The following is a 13,582-nucleotide window of genomic DNA, read 5'->3' as shown; positions in this document are numbered from 1 at the left end:
ATACGGTATTTTATTTCATTCGTCAAATACTTTTTTAAAGAAAACAAAAAACATTATCCGTTTTACGGATAATGTTTTCTTACAAAATAGCGCTAATTCAAGCTTTTATTCTATCGCATAAAAAAGTTGAAACATTTTTCCAGCGCCAATATAAGGCAGTAAAGACACGTCCTCTTCCACAACCATTCCAATAACGTTCACTTTCTCATCTACAGGTAAATCATATATGGCAACTTGCATCTCCCCTGCATATCTACCGTACAATTCATTATCAATTGTAATACTCCCTTTCTTTCTTACAATTGTATGCATCGGCTTTATCACCACCCTATTTCCTTCCCTTGATTCTACAGATCGAATAACATCACGAGCCGGATCTAGTCTATTTGTATGCACTTGCTCTACCACTTTTAATACTTCTTTATCAGTTATAAATGATTTGTAACGCAATGGAATAATCCCTCTACTTGCACTAGCTACTTCTTGCATACTTTCTAAACTTGCGCTTATATCTCCAATCAATACTTTATCAACACCACAATCTTGAACAAGTTCTAAGTACGCTTCAAGCGGGCGCATATTGCGATGTTTTTCTAACGTTGGTAACCCTTCATATAACGGACCACGTTTTTCCGCATCTCCTGGAATAAATGCCATTGTCTTTATTCCGCACTTCTGTAAATATTGATTTTGTTTTTGTAAGAAAGACTTTGCTAGTCCTGTCTCTGGGCGCGGGTAAAAATTATGCCATGCTTCTACATTCTCTACTCTTATATGTTCTGCAAGTAATTCTTTCCAAAATGACTTTGTAATCGTACTCGCATTTAAAGCTACTTTCATCTTATGAGATACGCTTGTAATTTCTTTTGGCGCAATGCCGTAATCCATTCTTAAACCGGTAATGCCCCAGTCCAATAGCTCTTCCACATTTTCATATGTTAGCCCTAAATGGTGTAACGATTTTGGAGAAACATCAACCATTAGCTCCATCTCATGTGCAAGAGCTTTTTTCCCTAATATTTGAATTAACTCTTTATACGTATTTGGATCATCTTCTGGAATGTGCAGTGATGTAAAAATAGATGTAAACCCATTTTCCTTCGCTACTTTTAGCCACTCTTCTTGTTTCTCTACTCGTTCTTTTGAAAGATAAATGGAAACTCCGATCATATAAATCTCCCTCTCTATTAATAGAAAAAGAGAAAGGAATCCCTTTCTCTATATGTTTTCTGCCATTTCTTCTTTAAATCCGAAGAAGTACGTAAAGATAAATCCGAAAGCATATGCAATTACTAAACCTAAGAAATATAGTAAATATTTATTGTCAGCAATTAACGGAATTAAAGATAGCCCTGATACGCCAATTCCAAGAGAAGCTGTTTGCATAACTGCTTGGAATGCACCACCGACAGCCGCTCCTAAACAAGCAGTAATAAACGGTTTCCCAAGTGGTAATGTAACCCCGTATAATAACGGCTCACCAATTCCTAAAAAGCCAACTGGCAATCCACCTTTAATTACATTTCGAAGTCGTTTGTTTTTTGTTTTCACATAAATCGCAATTGCTGCGCCCACTTGGCCAGCACCAGCCATTGCGAGTACTGGTAATAAAGGTGTTACGTGTGTTTGATTAATGAATTCCATATGAATTGGTGTTAAACCGTGATGCAATCCGACCATAACGAGAGGTAAAAATGTTCCCGCAAGTACTGCGCCAGCAAATGCTCCGCCAATATTTAAAATAGCATTAATTCCGCTCGTAATACCATCTGATAAGAAACCTGCTAATGGCTGAATGGCTAACATCGTTACGATACTTACAACTAATACAGTAATGAGTGGTGTCACGATAATATCAACTGCATTCGGCACTGCTTTTCGAACTTGTCTTTCCACTACAACCATAAGCCATGCTGCAAAAATAACTGCGAATAATCCGCCCCGTCCGGGCACTAATGCTTCACCAAACAATTTTACGTTTGCCATCGCCGGGTTGAAAATTAAAATGCCAGCAATTGCCCCAAGAACCGGTGTCCCGCCGAACTCTTTCGCTGTATTCCAACCAACTAAAATTCCTAAGAATGTAAAGATACCGCCGCCAATGAGTAGTAACATTTGTAACCACGTTGCATTTGGATCAGCACCAGCGTTTTTCGCAAAGTTAGCAACCCCGTTTATAATTCCTGACGCAACAAGTCCTGGAATTAACGGAATGAAAATACTTCCTATTTTTCGTAAAAAGTTTTTCACCGGTGTATTATTTTTCTTCTTAATCTCTGATTTCATCTCTTGCCCAATATCTTCAAGGTGATGATCTGCTACCTCACCAATTCGTAGTCCTGTTAAGCCTTCCATTTCAGCTGCTACTTTATTTACTGTTCCTGGACCAACGACAACTTGAAGCGTCTCATCTTCTATAACACCCATAACACCTTCAACCTTTTTCAAAAGGTCCGTGTTTACTTTACTTTCATCATGAAGCGTTAATCGTAGTCTCGTCATACAATGAGCAATACTACGAATATTTTTTATTCCTCCAAGTTGCTCCGAAATTTCCTTGGCCATTCTCTCTTCTTTCTTCATAATAGAATCCCCCTCCCTATTATTTTATAGTGCTTTCTTCACAAACCCTTTAGCGTATTTTAGTTTCTCCAGTGCTTCCCCATATTCACACTGCAACAACACCATAACAATGGCAGCTTTTACGTTACGTTCTGCCTTTTCATAATACTCTGCCGCTACTTCATAACTAGCGCCTGTTGCTTCCACAATAATTCGTTTTGACCGTTCTACTAACTTTTCATTTGTGGATTGAACATCTACCATTAAGTTTTTATATACTTTTCCTACACCAATCATCGAAGCTGTTGAAATCATATTCAACACTAATTTTTGTGCTGTACCAGCTTTTAAACGCGTTGATCCTGTTAATATTTCTGCACCTGTCTCTACTTCCACATTTAACTTTGCATATTTACTTATTTCAGCATTTTTATTACAAGAAATACTCGCTGTACTCGCTCCTACACTCTGTGCGTATTTCAAGCCGCCAATTACGTAAGGAGTTCTGCCACTTGCAGCAATTCCAATCACTGTATCTTTCTCATTTAATCCAATACTTTTTAAATCTTCTTCTGCTAACTCTTCGCGATCTTCGGCACCTTCCACCGCTTTAGTAAACGCTTTCAATCCACCTGCTATAAATCCTTGCACCATTTTATCATCCGTGCCAAATGTCGGCGGACATTCCACTGCATCTAGAATACCTAAACGACCACTCGTACCAGCACCAATGTAAATTAAACGTCCCTCTTCTTCAAAAGATTTAATAACAGTCTGTACAACCTTTTCAATTTGTTCTATCTCTTTTTCAACTGCTAACGCAACAGTTCGATCTTCTTCATTCATACTTTGTAACACTTCTTTTATGCTCATCTCATCCAAATTCATTGTTTTCTCATTACGATGTTCTGTCGATAAATTTTCTAACATATTGCCACCCTCTTTGAAATTATATTTCACACTTTTATTATAACTTCAAGAAACTAAAAATCAATTACTCTTTCTTATTTTATGAAATAAAATTTCACGACATGACATATTTTTGTCAAAGATCATAAAGTGAAACTTTAATCAGTGTGGGTTTTGTTCATCCCCACTGATTATTAGCCCGCACCAATCGGGCATTAACGGGCAGTTGATCCCCACCTAACTTTCTTTGCTTCCGCTGAATTTTGAAGTGAGGGTCTTACTGCACGGCAAATAGGGGGATAAAAAAAGATGAGTCTCCTCATCTTTTCTTCTACTTTAACTTCCGTAACCGCAACGCTTCTTCTCGTGTCTCCATAAATTGATTCAATACTTTATTACCAATTCGATTGAAAGTAATCACATATAAAGCATCGATCATATTCAATTGCGTCATTCTCGAAGCAATACTCGCAATACGATGATCTTGTTCTACATCTGGCATACAAAGGCGAATATCCGCTTCTTTATATAACGGTGATGATTGATCTAGTTTCGTAATTCCAATAACAGTTGCACCTTGTCTCTTTGCATACTGCGCCATTTCAAGCACATCTTTCGTTCGACCAGATGTTGAAATCGCAACAAATATATCGCCTTCTTTTAAATTCGTCACAAGCGGCAACATCATATGAAAATCGGATAGCATCATCGCTGTAAATCCGAGCCTTGTAAATTTATAAGCTCCGTCCATCGCCGGAGTAGCTGATCCGCCTACTCCATAAAAGATAATTTTATCGGCATTTACAATACGATCTGCAGCTTTTTCAAGTTCTTTTTTATCTATCGCCGTCACGCTCGCCTCAATTGCAGCTTTATTCACATAAGTAACTTTATTAAATAAATCATACGGTCCATCTTCTGTATTCATCACTGAAAAATCGTTAATATTATAATCAGCAATCGTTAATTCACGAACGAGTGCTATCTTAAATGCTTTAAAACTTCCGATTCCAATCGATTTACAAAAGCGAACGACACTCGCTTCACTTGCGCCTGCATTCGTTGACACTTCTTTCGTCGTTAAATTCGGTACAATCTCTGCATTCTCCATTATGTACATGGCAACCTTCTTCTCAGCTGGTGAAAATTGATCCATATTACTTTCAATTTTAAATAGTAATGTTGAAGCTTTCACTATTTAACCTCCACTTCTTACGGTTGCGTTCACTTATTTTCTCTTGCTTCAAGAAGGTAATAACCATCATCGCCAGGAGGATGAAACACATTTACAATGCGATTCCCTTTTTGATAAACAGTTCTTTCCCCTTCTGTCCACTTCTTTTCCCAACCGTTCATCCAAATCGCAACATCAGGTAAAAAAGCAGTATATTTCAGCTTCTGACCGTACTCACCATCTGCTTCTTCCGAAAAAATAGAAACCGGAAAATCTTTCACTTTTGATTCTTTCCATGCAGTAAATGGTATACATACTGCAATAAGTACGATTACACCGATAACCTTCTCCTTCGTAATCTTCACACTTCCCTCTCCTTGTCATATCACATACATAGATTTTACCATAATTACAAACCCTTCATGCTATATGATCGTTGCTTTTAGGAATAAAAAAAGAGCTTACCTACATCAGATAAGCTCTTCCTCTCTATACAAAATATTTCTTCAAAAGTGGCGGTGTAATAATCGTCGTCAATATAACAACAATAACAATCGCTGTGAAATTTTCTTTCGCTAATAAATTCGCCGTAAGTCCATTTGCAGCGATGATAAGCGCTACTTCACCACGTGATACCATCCCCGCGCCAATACTAATAGAAGATTGGAGGTTAAACCCTGTCAGCCTTGCTCCTAAACCTGATCCGATTAACTTTGTGAAAATCGCAATGAGAGTCATAATAATAATGAACCAAAGCTGGCTTCCAATGCCTTGAAATGTAATTTCCATTCCGATACTTACGAAGAATACTGGAACAAATATTGCATAAGCGATCGGTTCAATTTTATGTTCCACTTCATGCTTATACTCTGTTTGAGAAATAGCAATTCCCGCCGCAAACGCTCCAATAATACCTGCAATTCCCATCATTTCACTGTAATAAGAAAAAGAAAAGCAAATAATAAGAGCCGCGCTAATTAACGCTTCTGTTACACGAAGCGGGACAAGCATTTTCATAATCCAAGGAACGACTTTCCAAGCAATAAAAACAATACTTACAAAGAAAATAATTTTCTTTACAATGACAAGTGTTATATTCACATCTTGTGTTCCTAAAAAACTCATTACAAATGCTAATAAAATAACGACAATGACATCATCAAATACGGCAGCACCTAAAATTGTTGTACTTTCTCTCGTATTCATTTTTCCTAGATCACGTAGCGTCTGCACCGTAATACTAACCGATGTCGCGCAAAGTAATAACCCTAAAAAAATGGCATGGGATTGTATTAATCCAAACAGCAATCCTGTTACATAACCACCGATGAAAGGAAAAATAATTCCACCAGCCGCTACTGCAAATGAAGATTTCAAATTCCGATTTAACTCTTCTAAATCCGTTTCAAGTCCCGCCATAAACATAAGTAACAAAACACCAATCTCACTCAGTTCATCAATCAGTTCAGAACTATTAATAATACCGAGTATAGCCGGACCAATAATAATACCAACAATTAACTTACCAAGTACAGAAGGCTGACCAAGTCTCACACTAATATCACCAGCTAATTTCGTACAAAGTAAAATGACGACAAGTTCAAAATAAAATAACATAGCATCTGCTCCTACTTTAACTTTAATCAGTGGGGCGTTAACCCCGTCCATTTCTGCAAGTAGTTTCCCCTATTGATCCGCATTTTATTTGTCATATTTTTATTTGACAAAATATTCTGAATTATATTAAGATTAATCCAGCAATTTTAAAAAACTACATACCATAACTGCACCTCCACTTACTTACTCTTTTTTAATGGGCTCATACTATAGTCGCAGTTATGGAAATGAAAAAACGGGGGGAGAGAGTCCAAAGTGAAGTCATTATTACGAAAAAAAGCGCTTAGTACTGAGTCACCAAAGCAACTAGATAGAACATTAACTGCACTCGATTTAACGTTTTTAGGAATCGGCGCCGTAATTGGGACAGGGATCTTTGTATTAACAGGTATTGTTGCAGCAAAACATTCTGGTCCTGGTATTATGCTATCATTCCTTATTGCTGCATTTACTTGTGCTTGTGTAGCCTTTTGTTATGCTGAATTTGCTTCTTCTATTCCTGTCTCAGGAAGTGTGTATACTTACGCATACATGACAGTCGGAGAAGTCGTCGCCTTCATCGTCGGATGGTGTTTAATGCTCGAATATTTACTTGCCGTTGCAGCAGTAGCTGTCGGTTGGTCTGGTTATTTACAATCATTACTACAAGGTTTCAATATACACCTGCCCGCCATAATCGCCTCGGCCCCTGGCGTAGGAAAAGGTGGCCTCATCGATTTACCCGCTGTTTGTATTTTACTAATCATTACCGGTCTTTTAAGCTTCGGTATACGCGAAAGCGCTCGCATTAATAATATTATGGTTCTTATCAAGCTAGCAGTTATTATCGCTTTTATCGTAGCAGGCGCAAAATATGTAAAACCTGAAAACTGGACACCGTTCATTCCATTCGGATACGACGGTATTATTACTGGCGCTGCCACTGTGTTTTTTGCCTTTTTAGGTTTTGATGCAATCGCAACCGCTGCGGAAGAAACGAAAAAACCACAGCGTGATTTACCAATTGGTATTATTGGTTCCCTTCTTATTTGTACTATTTTATATATGATTGTATCTTTCGTTTTAACAGGTATGGTTCCTTATACACAATTAGACGTTTCTGATCCAGTTGCATTTGCATTGCACTTCGTTGGTGAAGATGCAATAGCAGGACTACTCGCTGTTGGAGCGATGACTGGAATGACGACCGTCCTCCTAGTCGTGATGTATGGACAAGTTCGCGTTTCGTATGCGATGAGCCGTGACGGTCTACTTCCAAAAGCGTTAGCACGTGTAAATAAAAGAGTAAAAATCCCTTTATTAAATACATGGATTACTGGCGTCGTTGCCGCTTTATTAGCAGGCCTTTTAGACTTACATTTGCTAGCGAATTTAGTAAACATCGGCACATTAACAGCCTTTACATTCGTTTGCTGCGCAGTACTTATTTTACGAAAAACACACCCTGACTTAAAACGTGGATTCCGTACACCTTTCGTACCTGTATTACCAGTTGTCGCGATTCTTTGCTGCTTATATTTAATGATCAATTTGTCTAAAACAACATGGATTAGCTTTGCAGTTTGGCTTATAGTCGGCTTATGCTTCTATTTCTTCTACTCTAGGAAACATAGTCATTTAGCTACCGAAAAAACAGATGATGAACAGAAAAAAGCATAACAAAATAGCTCGCCGATAAAACGGCGAGCTATCTTTCTGTACTATTATATTTTTTCGTTAACGATTGTAAAATGAAAAATATGCCGATGCAAGCTGTAAACCATGCCCAATTTCCTATTGGTGTCGAATATTTGACCATTCCAATACCCACAAGCACTAAGAAAATAGTCACCTGATATATGAGCTTCCACTTTTGCATATATTCCCTCCTTTACTTCGTCCCCTTCTTTTTCTTCTTCCAGGCATTCAAACTATCAAAGAAGAAGTTAATAAATAACGTTCCTAATCCAGCTAATAAAAACGTCATTAAGAATAAAACCCAAATACTTTTATCTTTTAATAAATAATATCCTACAAGGAGCACAACCGCGATCCATACATATTCAAGAATTCTTTTTAGCTTTTTCTGTTCCAAATTATTCGCTCCTTCTTTCTATGCTACTTTTAGTATAACAAAAAAGAAGCCTATCATGATAAGCTTCTTTTCTTCTCTCTTATTTGTTCATACTTTTTTCAACAAGTGAAATCGCATACTCTAATGTACGATTCATCGTTTCTACCTGTGCATCTTTTACTTGCATATCTTGTAATACAGCTTCTGCAACTGTAATTTTTTGTTGCAATGATTTCACTGAACCATCTGTTACATTTACAGCTTGCGCTTTCTTCACTACTGCTTTTGCAGATTCAATATTGATCTGTAATTTTTCTTTCGTTGTTTTTGGTTGTTCTTCTGCCACTTTTGATTGTACGAATGTTACATTAGCTGATTTTAATTCGTTATATGTTTGAATAATTTGTTCCCCAGTACTTCCTACATTTTCAAATGCTTGCTTTGCAATGTTATAGCTTTTCTCTAATTCTTGAAAGGCTTCCTTTGAATATTGACCTGGCTTATCACCAAATTCATACGTACTAACTAACACTTCTTTTACTTTTCCAAGCTCTTCAAATAACGCATTTACTTGCTCTAACTTCGTACGGTTAGAAAACTCATTGTATGATGCTAATACTTCTGAAGAACTTAAAGCTTTACTATATAATTTTGCTAACGCGATTTGTCCATTTAACGGAATACCACCATTTCCGTTACTATCAGGATCCGCTCCAAATGCAAATGGTACGTTCGGGTTATAAACTTTCCCTTGAGCTGACTGACTGTTTACTTTTTTACCATCTACGTAAATTGCCACTTCGCTTCCGTTATATGTTCCTGTTAAATGATACGTTTTGTTCGCTTCTAATTGAACGCCAACACGTTTGTAGCTACCGCCAATGTGAGCCCATAATTCAACATATCCACTTCCTGTAGACTCAAAACCAATTCCGCCGCTCTCTGTATTTTGCAAAATACCTTGTCCGCGAATTTCATTCATTGAAAATACAGTTTCTAACGTAAACGTATTTGCTATTTTCTCTTTTTGTGCTGCTGAAAATGGAAGGTATCCAAATGTATTTGCTTTTCCGTTTAACTTCATAGCATTCTTCTTCAATGCTTTATCATATTCAATAACCACATTGCCCTTCACATCACCTTTTGTACCAAATGGTGAATTGTCTTTAAATGTACCATCTCCAAAGTTTACATCAAAAACATCCGCTTTCGGTACTTTCACATTCGGGTCAATATTATCTTTTTTTGTAGTAATTTCTGCTGTTAACGGCTGAGCGGTTTCATTGCCGAATGAATCAATGGCAACTATTTCAAGTGTATATGTTTTCCCACCATCTAACCCAGCAAGCGTTAACGTAAGATCTTTTGGCACTGGATCACGATAAAATTCTGAGAATGCTAATAACTTGTTTTTAATCTCTCCCGTTTGTTTATCCTTCGCTTGTACGCGATACGAATGAACAAGAAGGTTGTCCAATGCTTGCGGGAATGTTACTGTTGCCGCATTTTCTGTTACATTTGATACAGCAAGCTTTGCATCTTTAGCAAAGTAAGGCTTTTCTTTATCACGATCTTCTACATGTGTAAATGTTTCTTTCTTTGCTGGTAATTTAATTTTCCAAGGCTCGCCTGTCCAAGAATTCGTATGGAAATCACGGCGATTAATCGTCACTTCTTCTTCATCTACTTCTACTAATAAACCTTGGCTTAACATACTAGCTCCTGGCGGGATATTCCCTTGTACTTTACCACCTTCAACTTCCATATAACTTACTGAAGATGTACCAACTGATGTAAAGTCTTTTTGATGTATCGATCTCGGATCATCTAACGGATAATGTGAATGACCTGAAAACGTAATAACTTGTGGATATTCTTTTAACACTGCATTAATTTTTGCGCTATCTTGTGTTCCCCATTCCTGACTACCGTACACTGTATCTTTAATATGTTGATGTAAAAATACAAAAATCGGTTTTTCTGGATCATCTTTTTGTGCTTTTGCCATTTCTTCTTTTAACCAATTAATTTGCTTGTCCGAATAATAACCATGTGTTGTTCCATTCTCTGGAGACATAACAAGGAAGTGATAACCTTTTACCACTTTATGATAATAAATTGATTCCATACCTGTTTTTTCTAAGAAACGCTTCTGTGCACCCTCTACGGATAAACCGTTCCAATAATCATGGTTACCGAGAGAATTCATTCGCACGGCATCTTTATTTGCATTTTCATTATACACTTGCATGAAACGATCATATTGCTGCACTGATCCTGTATCTGTGAAATCGCCTACAATAACAAACGCATCTTGCTTTGGTGCTAATGTATTAAACTGTTCAATCGCTCTTTTCCAGCGAAACGTATCATCCGTTCCACTATTTTTAATATGCACATCACTTACAACTGGAAAAACTATCTTCTTCTCACTTGATGCCTTTTCTTGCTTTTTCTCTTCCGCCTTGACTGATGTACTCCACGGAAATGATACGAATGCTAATACAAAAACCATTAATAATCCAATAAGGCCTTTTACTTTTCTTAAAGCATTTCTGTCCACGTGAATCCTCCTCATAATAATTGATTCATTACAAGGGCTATTTTATCTAATATATGTTAATGTCGTTTAAATAACAAATGAACTTTATTAGATTTTTGTAAATATACAGTTAATTAGAAATTAAGTCCAACATTCCTCGTACTATGGTATACAACCACCTTTTGTCTAAAAGAGTCTAATCATTCTTTTCCTATGACCATTTACATATAATCTTTTCTATAACACTAATGATAAGTTAAGGTTTAAGCCTATTAGACAATCTTAATTTTTAATATTTCCTTCTTTTTTTAACACACCGGCCATGCTTCTACATTTAATAATAGTAAAAGATAACTTAAAAGGAGGGGTTGTATTGAAGAACAAAAAAAATATTGGCTGTTTCGCTCCTTTATCTATCATTTGCCCAAATCCCTGTCCACCGCCCTCTCCTCCAAATCCAAATTACGAACTAGTAACAAATGAATTTGCTGGAAATTTCCTTATAACGAATAACATTATTTCCTCTGCCAAACATAAATCACAGCCAATAATACTGTGGCAAAGTGATGCAATACTACTTATATCAGGTACCGTCTCGGTTTATAATAGTACTAGCAGCACAGAAGCGGTTACAATTCAAATCGTTGGAACAGTAACTAATATTTTCACTGTTTTTCCTGGTAATACAATATCTTACACAGGAAAAGACTTACAATCTGTCAGTATTATTAATATAGAAAGTAGTCCTTCATTATATTTAGAAGGTAAGTACTGTTGCGAATTTACACGTCGCTTCTAAAATACCAATTTCATAAAAAAAGCATACCATTTACGGTATGCTTTTTTTATGAAATCGGATAACGTACAGTAATACAAAACTCTCCTTGATTAACAGTTGTTCCTGTCGTAGTAATTCGAACAGTCGTAAAATATCGTACAGTGAAAGTACCACTACTTTGCGGCTGTACAGTAATTGTATCAATTACTGTAGCACCAACTAAAAAATCAACTGTAATCGGGTTCGCACCTACATCATATTTCACGTAACCTGAACCATATACTTCTTGCGTGATATTATTTGTATATACAATTTGAGTACCAGCACCTGTAATAGACCAGTCTGTACATACTTGGTCTTGCACAAGTGTTTTATTAGAACAACAAGACAAACTGGAACTTCTCATTCCCATTTCGATCCTCTCCTATTCTGCTATGAAAGTGGATAACGTGTTGTAATACAAAATTCTCCCTGATACGTTCCAGCAGGTGTTGCAGGTAACACGACTTGTATAATATCGAAACGACGATACGTAAACCCGATACTCGTTCCTGGATTTAATGTTTGTGTATCTATTACAGTACCAGCTGAATCAAGCACCTCTACAGTAATTGGGCCTGGTCCAACATCATATTTAACAAAACCAGTACCAACTACGTTTTGGTTAATATTATTTGTATAAAGAACATTATCGATTGCTGTCGCAACTACAGTAGCAGACCACGGACTACACACTTTATCTTGTACATAATTTTTATCTGGACAACAAGTTAATGCAGCCCCTGAGCACTCACAAGACATAGTTGTTTTCCCCTCTCTCTTTTTTTATTCCCTATATGTGTATGTCCTTCAGAGTCTTTTGCCTGTACGATTCATCTATTTTCAAAAAATATTCAAATGACTAGATAGATTCCGTTCTGTTTCTTTTTTTCATAAATTTATAGATTAATATACCACCTACAATAATAACTACGACTAGTAATATCGGTAGCATATATTGTCCAACAACATCCGCCGCTTTTGCCCAATGCGGACCTAATTTCATTCCAAAATAGACATATAAAGTCGTTAACGGGAACATTGCTACAAATGTATATATGCTAAACTTCCATATGTTCATTTTTGCCATGCCACATGGAACAGAGATAAGTGTTCGAACTCCTGGTACAAAGCGTCCCACAAATGCTACAACTGGTCCATATTTCTCAAAGAAGTCATCTGCTTTTTGAATTTGTTCTTCTTTAATAAAGAAGTATTTTCCGTATTTTATTAATAGCGGACGACCACCATAATAACCAAGTGCGTATAACGTTAACGGTCCTGTCGTTCCGCCAAGTGTTCCAGCTAATACAGCTAGCCAAAAATTCATATCTCCCTCGTATACCCAATACCCAACCATAGGCAAAACGACTTCTGCCGGAATAAATTCGAAAGTTAAAGCCAATACAACTCCAAAATAAGAAAACTGCTTTAAAAACTCGATTATATCTAAAATCATTTGCTCCATATTTTAACTCCTATCCTACGTTTACGTTATGCTTTTCTTGTAATTGAACTGGCGCCATTTTTACAATTCGGTTCAAAATGAATAACACAATTCCAATATCATCTAAAATACCGATAAACGGTAGGAAGTCTGGAATTAAATCAAGCGGCATCGCAACATAACCAACTAAAAAAGCAACAGATAAAATTTTCTTCTTTATTGAAACCTCTTTTGAAGTAAAAAAGTCAAATAGGAATGGAACAAATCGGCGAACATGAAATACAACTCTTAATCTACTAATAAGTTTTTTCATTTTTATATCTCCTCTCTTTGTATACGAAAAGGACCCTACCAAATATGGTAAGGGTCCTCAAAAAGACAGAAAGGGGCCTTTACCATTGCTGGTAAAGGTCTCACTAACAACGAAACGTTGCCAATAAAGCCGAGGGTTTCTCCCTGTA

The 13,582-nt window shown here is 36.7% G+C and carries 15 protein-coding genes; 2 read left to right on the top strand and 13 right to left on the bottom strand.

Going from position 1 to position 13,582, the window contains the following annotated elements; genetic code table 11:
• Positions 1-105: 105 nt before the first annotated feature.
• From NST86_RS04250 to NST86_RS04225, 6 genes are all read right to left on the bottom strand, one after another.
• Positions 106-1,170 carry a DUF871 domain-containing protein gene (locus NST86_RS04250; RefSeq protein WP_061664781.1) on the bottom strand — a complete coding sequence of 355 codons (1,065 nt, stop codon included), beginning with the start codon at positions 1,168-1,170 and terminating at the stop codon, positions 106-108.
• A gap of 48 nt (positions 1,171-1,218) precedes the next feature.
• Complete coding sequence (locus NST86_RS04245; protein ID WP_061664782.1) at positions 1,219-2,583, bottom strand: PTS transporter subunit EIIC; 1,365 nt, start codon at positions 2,581-2,583, stop codon at positions 1,219-1,221.
• Between the two features lie 24 nt (positions 2,584-2,607).
• Positions 2,608-3,492, bottom strand: coding sequence for an N-acetylmuramic acid 6-phosphate etherase (murQ, locus tag NST86_RS04240; protein WP_000892345.1), 885 nt, complete (start codon positions 3,490-3,492; stop codon positions 2,608-2,610).
• Between the two features lie 310 nt (positions 3,493-3,802).
• Positions 3,803-4,666, bottom strand: coding sequence for a MurR/RpiR family transcriptional regulator (locus NST86_RS04235; RefSeq protein WP_000648164.1), 864 nt, complete (start codon positions 4,664-4,666; stop codon positions 3,803-3,805).
• A gap of 29 nt (positions 4,667-4,695) precedes the next feature.
• Complete coding sequence (locus NST86_RS04230) at positions 4,696-5,010, bottom strand: hypothetical protein (RefSeq protein WP_000704958.1); 315 nt, start codon at positions 5,008-5,010, stop codon at positions 4,696-4,698.
• A gap of 124 nt (positions 5,011-5,134) precedes the next feature.
• Positions 5,135-6,313 (bottom strand): cation:proton antiporter, encoded by a 1,179-nt coding sequence (locus tag NST86_RS04225; protein WP_340933186.1) that lies wholly within the window; start codon positions 6,311-6,313, stop codon positions 5,135-5,137.
• Between the two features lie 204 nt (positions 6,314-6,517).
• Here NST86_RS04225 and NST86_RS04220 point away from each other — a divergent pair, with 204 nt between their 5' ends.
• Positions 6,518-7,921: an amino acid permease gene (locus NST86_RS04220; RefSeq protein WP_000838710.1), complete on the top strand. Its 1,404-nt coding sequence runs from the start codon at positions 6,518-6,520 to the stop codon at positions 7,919-7,921.
• A 28-nt stretch (positions 7,922-7,949) separates the two neighbouring features.
• Here NST86_RS04220 and NST86_RS04215 read toward each other — a convergent pair whose 3' ends face one another.
• The 3 genes from NST86_RS04215 to NST86_RS04205 all read right to left on the bottom strand — a co-directional run bounded on the left by NST86_RS04215 (position 7,950) and on the right by NST86_RS04205 (position 10,878).
• Positions 7,950-8,120, bottom strand: a complete 171-nt coding sequence (locus tag NST86_RS04215; RefSeq protein WP_016117211.1) for a hypothetical protein — start codon at positions 8,118-8,120, stop codon at positions 7,950-7,952.
• A 12-nt stretch (positions 8,121-8,132) separates the two neighbouring features.
• Positions 8,133-8,336, bottom strand: a complete 204-nt coding sequence (locus NST86_RS04210; protein ID WP_000435800.1) for a hypothetical protein — start codon at positions 8,334-8,336, stop codon at positions 8,133-8,135.
• A gap of 79 nt (positions 8,337-8,415) precedes the next feature.
• Positions 8,416-10,878: a LamG-like jellyroll fold domain-containing protein gene (locus NST86_RS04205; protein WP_061664783.1), complete on the bottom strand. Its 2,463-nt coding sequence runs from the start codon at positions 10,876-10,878 to the stop codon at positions 8,416-8,418.
• A gap of 352 nt (positions 10,879-11,230) precedes the next feature.
• Here NST86_RS04205 and NST86_RS04200 point away from each other — a divergent pair, with 352 nt between their 5' ends.
• Positions 11,231-11,656, top strand: a complete 426-nt coding sequence (locus tag NST86_RS04200; protein WP_000791329.1) for an S-Ena type endospore appendage — start codon at positions 11,231-11,233, stop codon at positions 11,654-11,656.
• Between the two features lie 46 nt (positions 11,657-11,702).
• Here NST86_RS04200 and NST86_RS04195 read toward each other — a convergent pair whose 3' ends face one another.
• The 4 genes from NST86_RS04195 to NST86_RS04180 all read right to left on the bottom strand — a co-directional run bounded on the left by NST86_RS04195 (position 11,703) and on the right by NST86_RS04180 (position 13,434).
• Positions 11,703-12,047 (bottom strand): DUF3992 domain-containing protein, encoded by a 345-nt coding sequence (locus NST86_RS04195; protein ID WP_000525814.1) that lies wholly within the window; start codon positions 12,045-12,047, stop codon positions 11,703-11,705.
• A gap of 20 nt (positions 12,048-12,067) precedes the next feature.
• Positions 12,068-12,436: a DUF3992 domain-containing protein gene (locus NST86_RS04190; RefSeq protein ID WP_016117208.1), complete on the bottom strand. Its 369-nt coding sequence runs from the start codon at positions 12,434-12,436 to the stop codon at positions 12,068-12,070.
• 100 nt (positions 12,437-12,536) lie between these two features.
• Entirely contained in the window at positions 12,537-13,142 is a 606-nt protein-coding gene (locus NST86_RS04185; RefSeq protein ID WP_016117207.1) for a DedA family protein, read from the bottom strand.
• Between the two features lie 10 nt (positions 13,143-13,152).
• Positions 13,153-13,434 carry a YkvA family protein gene (locus tag NST86_RS04180; RefSeq protein WP_000733852.1) on the bottom strand — a complete coding sequence of 94 codons (282 nt, stop codon included), beginning with the start codon at positions 13,432-13,434 and terminating at the stop codon, positions 13,153-13,155.
• Positions 13,435-13,582 lie beyond the last annotated feature (148 nt).

The sequence above is a fragment of the Bacillus sp. FSL L8-0199 genome (assembly GCF_038005705.1).
In the GTDB taxonomy this organism is placed as follows: domain Bacteria; phylum Bacillota; class Bacilli; order Bacillales; family Bacillaceae_G; genus Bacillus_A; species Bacillus_A cereus.
The sequence above is the reverse complement of the archived record's forward strand: the minus strand, read 5'-3'. Positions and strand labels throughout refer to the sequence as shown.

What these genes read in the sequence shown, in the direction of transcription:
- NST86_RS04185 (WP_016117207.1), bottom strand. Translation starts at nt 13,142, where the DNA reads ATGGAGCAAATGATTTTAGATATAATCGAGTTTTTAAAGCAGTTTTCT.
- NST86_RS04180 (WP_000733852.1), bottom strand. Translation starts at nt 13,434, where the DNA reads ATGAAAAAACTTATTAGTAGATTAAGAGTTGTATTTCATGTTCGCCGA.
- NST86_RS04245 (WP_061664782.1), bottom strand. Translation starts at nt 2,583, where the DNA reads ATGAAGAAAGAAGAGAGAATGGCCAAGGAAATTTCGGAGCAACTTGGA.
- NST86_RS04195 (WP_000525814.1), bottom strand. Translation starts at nt 12,047, where the DNA reads ATGGGAATGAGAAGTTCCAGTTTGTCTTGTTGTTCTAATAAAACACTT.
- NST86_RS04250 (WP_061664781.1), bottom strand. Translation starts at nt 1,170, where the DNA reads ATGATCGGAGTTTCCATTTATCTTTCAAAAGAACGAGTAGAGAAACAA.
- NST86_RS04225 (WP_340933186.1), bottom strand. Translation starts at nt 6,313, where the DNA reads ATGGACGGGGTTAACGCCCCACTGATTAAAGTTAAAGTAGGAGCAGAT.
- NST86_RS04215 (WP_016117211.1), bottom strand. Translation starts at nt 8,120, where the DNA reads ATGCAAAAGTGGAAGCTCATATATCAGGTGACTATTTTCTTAGTGCTT.
- NST86_RS04190 (WP_016117208.1), bottom strand. Translation starts at nt 12,436, where the DNA reads ATGTCTTGTGAGTGCTCAGGGGCTGCATTAACTTGTTGTCCAGATAAA.
- murQ (WP_000892345.1), bottom strand. Translation starts at nt 3,492, where the DNA reads ATGTTAGAAAATTTATCGACAGAACATCGTAATGAGAAAACAATGAAT.